3 protein-coding genes are annotated in these 3,834 nt (G+C 61.6%); all 3 read left to right on the forward strand.

What is annotated here, in order from left to right; genetic code table 11:
• Window positions 1-146 precede the first annotated feature (146 nt).
• The 3 genes from C6W91_RS20760 to C6W91_RS20770 all read left to right on the forward strand — a co-directional run bounded on the left by C6W91_RS20760 (window position 147) and on the right by C6W91_RS20770 (window position 3,747).
• Complete coding sequence (locus C6W91_RS20760) at window positions 147-1,289, forward strand: site-specific integrase (protein ID WP_370571559.1); 1,143 nt, start codon at window positions 147-149, stop codon at window positions 1,287-1,289.
• Between the two features lie 86 nt (window positions 1,290-1,375).
• Window positions 1,376-2,746, forward strand: coding sequence for a tyrosine-type recombinase/integrase (locus C6W91_RS20765; protein ID WP_370571560.1), 1,371 nt, complete (start codon window positions 1,376-1,378; stop codon window positions 2,744-2,746).
• Window positions 2,743-3,747 (forward strand): tyrosine-type recombinase/integrase, encoded by a 1,005-nt coding sequence (locus tag C6W91_RS20770; RefSeq protein WP_065266904.1) that lies wholly within the window; start codon window positions 2,743-2,745, stop codon window positions 3,745-3,747. The genes C6W91_RS20765 and C6W91_RS20770 overlap by 4 nt, the downstream gene beginning before the upstream one ends.
• Window positions 3,748-3,834: the final 87 nt, after the last annotated feature.

Raw genomic sequence — 3,834 nt, forward strand, 5'->3', positions numbered from 1 at the left:
CTTCACTTATCATCAGGTGGCCATAATGCGGAGGACCGTGGGACAGGCGCATGAATTCCCCGCATTTCTGCCGCTAATCGACGGCTTTGCTCCGCATTATTTTCGGCCGAACCTCTGCGGTTGTTTGACCAGCGGAGGAGCCAGCGATGACAAAAGCCGATCGCCAAGTAATCACCGAACTCGAAACCGAACTGACCAGCCAAGAATACAGCCTGGTGGTGGTCAGGAATTACTGCGCCTATGCGCGTGGCTTCCTTGACCATCTTGCGCAGCGGAATATCCCGGTCGCGGATGTAACCGAAGCCCAAGTGGAGCAATACCTGCGCGAAGCGGTCACTCTGTTCCAGCGCCGTCACGGCCGCCGTCCCGGTCCGCGCTGGCACCAGATTCCGTGCGCGGGCATTCACGCGCTGCTGCGGCTTGTGCAGGGCCGCTGGCCACCGGCTACAAATGCGGCCTGTGCGGCCGACGCGTTGCGATTTACGATCTGCAACGAGTACGAGGCCTGGCTTCTCGATGAGCGTGGCCTTGCCCGGCCCAGCATCGATGCGCTTCTGTGGGAGGCCCGACACTTCCTGGCCTGGCAATTCGAACGATGCGGTGCCGAAGGCCTGATGGATCTGAGTGTCGGCGACATCGACCGCTATATGGATCTGCGTGCATTGAAGCTGACGCGCAGCTCGCTGAAATCTGTTGCGGAGCGGCTTCGTTCGCTGCTGCGTTATCTCTATAGGGCGGGCCACATTGCGACCGACCTGTCGCCGCACATCATCGCGCCGTTGCTCTACGCCTATGAAGGTGTGCCCTCGATCCTGGAACGGGGCCAAATCGCCGCGGTACTGGAAAGCGCGAGGGCGGACAAGACACCGGCGGGGCTGCGGGACTACGCGATCTTGCAACTCCTTGCAACCTATGGGCTGCGGTCTGGAGAAATCCGCAATCTGCGGATCGAGGACATCGACTGGCGGAGCGAAACCATCCGTGTCCGTCACAGCAAAACGGGAGCCTGCTCGTTTCTGCCCCTGATGGCGCCTGCGGGCGAGGCCGTTCTCGCTTATCTGCGTTCCGGACGGCCAGCGACCGATGCCAGGGAAATCTTCCTCCGCACGCGCGCGCCCTATCGCAAGCTTGAGAAGCTATACAGTCTGGTTCGACGGCGGCTCTGCGATGCCGGCATCAAGCCGCCAGGCAAATGCGGGCCGCACATCTTCCGCCATGCGCGTGCGGTCGAGATGCTGCGCACGTCAGTTCCGCAAAAAGTCATCGGCGACCTTTTGGGGCATCGCTGAACCGCGTCGACGGCCCCCTACCTCAAGCTTGCCACCGAGGATCTCAGGGCCATTGCGCTTGATGTGCCGGGCGCGGAGGCGCTGGCATGACCGCTCGCTGGCCCGATCCCGATCGCACGATCATTGACCGCTATCTCGCAGGCCTTGGTCTGCGCAGCATGAAAAGCCGAACCTGCTACCGGCAGGTCTTGCACAGCTTCCAGAACGTCGCCGAGCATCACAGCGAACTTGGTCAGGACGTGCTGGTCGCGTGGCTGCGGGTATCGGCTGAATGCTGGGCAGCCACTACGCTGCTGCACCGCACCCGCATCGTTGACCGGTTCCTCGATCACCTTCTGACTACCGAGGCGATCGACCGCAATCCCGTCACCACCCTGCGCGAAGCATGCAATATCAAGCAGTGCATGCCGGTCTGGCGCGCTCTGGCGTCGCGCAATCCGGAAAAGGCCCTTGCCGAATTGCGCCGGCCCCGGCCGTTCGGCAGCGTGCTGGGAGAGGTTTTGGCTGAGCACGTCGCGCTGAAGCGGAACCGGGGATACAAATACACTTCGCAGTCTGCCCGGTTGTTGAGATTTGACCAGTTCCTGCAGCTGAACCCGGCGCTCCAGGAACAGCCAATCGGGGTGATGCTCGATCACTGGGCGGCGGCGAAATCCACGCGCAATCACGCTGCCGAATGTGAAAATCTCAGGCGTGTCCTCACGAAAATCTTCCGTCATCGGGATCCATCGATCCCATCGCGCCGACCGGACCCGCGACCGCAGAAGGACGTGGTCAAGCAATGGCGCAAGCCCCACATCTACTCGCCTGCCGATATACGGCGGATGCTCGACGTCGCTCGTTCTTACCCCTCACCACGGTCACCACTTCGCCCGCTGACGATCTACACCATGCTGGTGCTGGCCTATTGTGCAGGCTTGCGGCGGGGCGAGCTTGCCCGTCTCGATCTTGGCGACATCGATCTCCAGAGCGGTACGATCACGGTTCGCCAAACGAAGTTCTTCAAAACCAGAATCCTGCCGCTGCCCGCCAGCGTGATGGCCGAGCTTCGAGCCTATATCAAAGCCCGGCGCCGTGCCGGCGCATCGCAGGATCCATGTGCCGGTCTGTTCTGGCACGAGCAGGGCCGCACCCGCCGCTACACGCCGGAAATGATCACCTGGCTGCTCACTAACGTCATACGGCGCGCCGGGTTGAAGCCACTGCGAGGGCGAACCGGGCCGCGCGTTCACGATCTGCGCCACTCGATGGTCGTGAACCGCATCTTGGAATGGTACAAAGCGGGCATCAATCCGCAGGACCGGCTGCCGTTCCTCGCGACTTACCTCGGGCATCGGGATATCAATTCCACCCTGGTCTACATCACCGTCACGCAGGATCTTCTGCATCACGCCAGCGAACGGTTCAGAGCCGTGGGCGCACCCTGCCTCGACCTTGGGCGGGAGGTGAGGTCATGAACAAGGCGAACCCGTTCCCGAACCTGATGCGCGCGTTCTTCTATGAGTGGCTTGTTGAGCAGCGTAACGCCTCCGTCCATACGGTCCGATCCTACCGCGACACTTGGCGGCTGTTTCTGCGGTTCGCCGCACAGCGCGCAAAAAAGACGGTTGCGATGATCACGCTGGCCGATCTGACTGCCCGCGACGTTGCTGCGTTCCTGAGGCACACTGAACATGAGCGCGGCGGCACAATCGGCACGCGCAACTGCCGGCTTGCCGCGATCCGCAGCTTCTTCAACTTCGTGGCGACCAGAGATCCAGCATCGGTCGCTCAATGCGCGGAAATCCTCAACATCCCGGTCAAGCGAGCACCGGTATCGGAACCCTGTTATCTGGAACCGGCGGAAGTGGCAGCGATCCTTGCCCAGCCAGACCGCTCGACCCTCGAAGGTATGCGCGATCACACGCTGCTCTCGTTCCTTTACAACAGCGGCGCACGAATACAGGAAGCGCTCGACCTGTGCCCCGATATGATCCGGTTTGATAGCCCAAGTTGCGTGCGGCTGACAGGCAAGGGCCGCAAGGAACGCATCTGTCCGCTCTGGCCAGAAACCGTGCTGCTGTTGAAAAAGCTGTTGGAACGAAAACCGCGAGCACCGGACCAGCGGCTGTTCGTGAACCGCTATGGCGAGCCGCTCAGTGCCTCGGGCGTCCGGTTCAAGCTTGCGGGCTATGTGAAAGCGGCGGCCGGAACCGAGCCATCGCTGCACGCCAAACATGTGACGCCGCACAGCTTCCGCCACGCCACCGCCGTGCATCTTGTCTCGGCCGGTGTCGACGTCACGGTCATCCGCAGCTGGCTTGGCCACGTGAGCCTCGACACCACAAACCATTACGCGAAGGCGAACCTGGAAACGAAGCGCAAGGCACTGGAGCAAGTCAGTCTTCCGGCAACGGCAGTTCATCCGCCGTCATGGAAACGGGATGCGAGCCTGCTCGCCTGGCTCGATACGCTCTGAAATAATGCGGAGGAATGTGGGGCGAAAACGCCGGCAAACAGCAAGTCTGCGCAGGTTCCTCCGCATTATGGCCAACTGATGATAAGT

The organism is Phaeobacter sp. SYSU ZJ3003 (assembly GCF_041300735.1).
Classification (GTDB): domain Bacteria; phylum Pseudomonadota; class Alphaproteobacteria; order Rhodobacterales; family Rhodobacteraceae; genus Phycobacter; species Phycobacter gallaeciensis_A.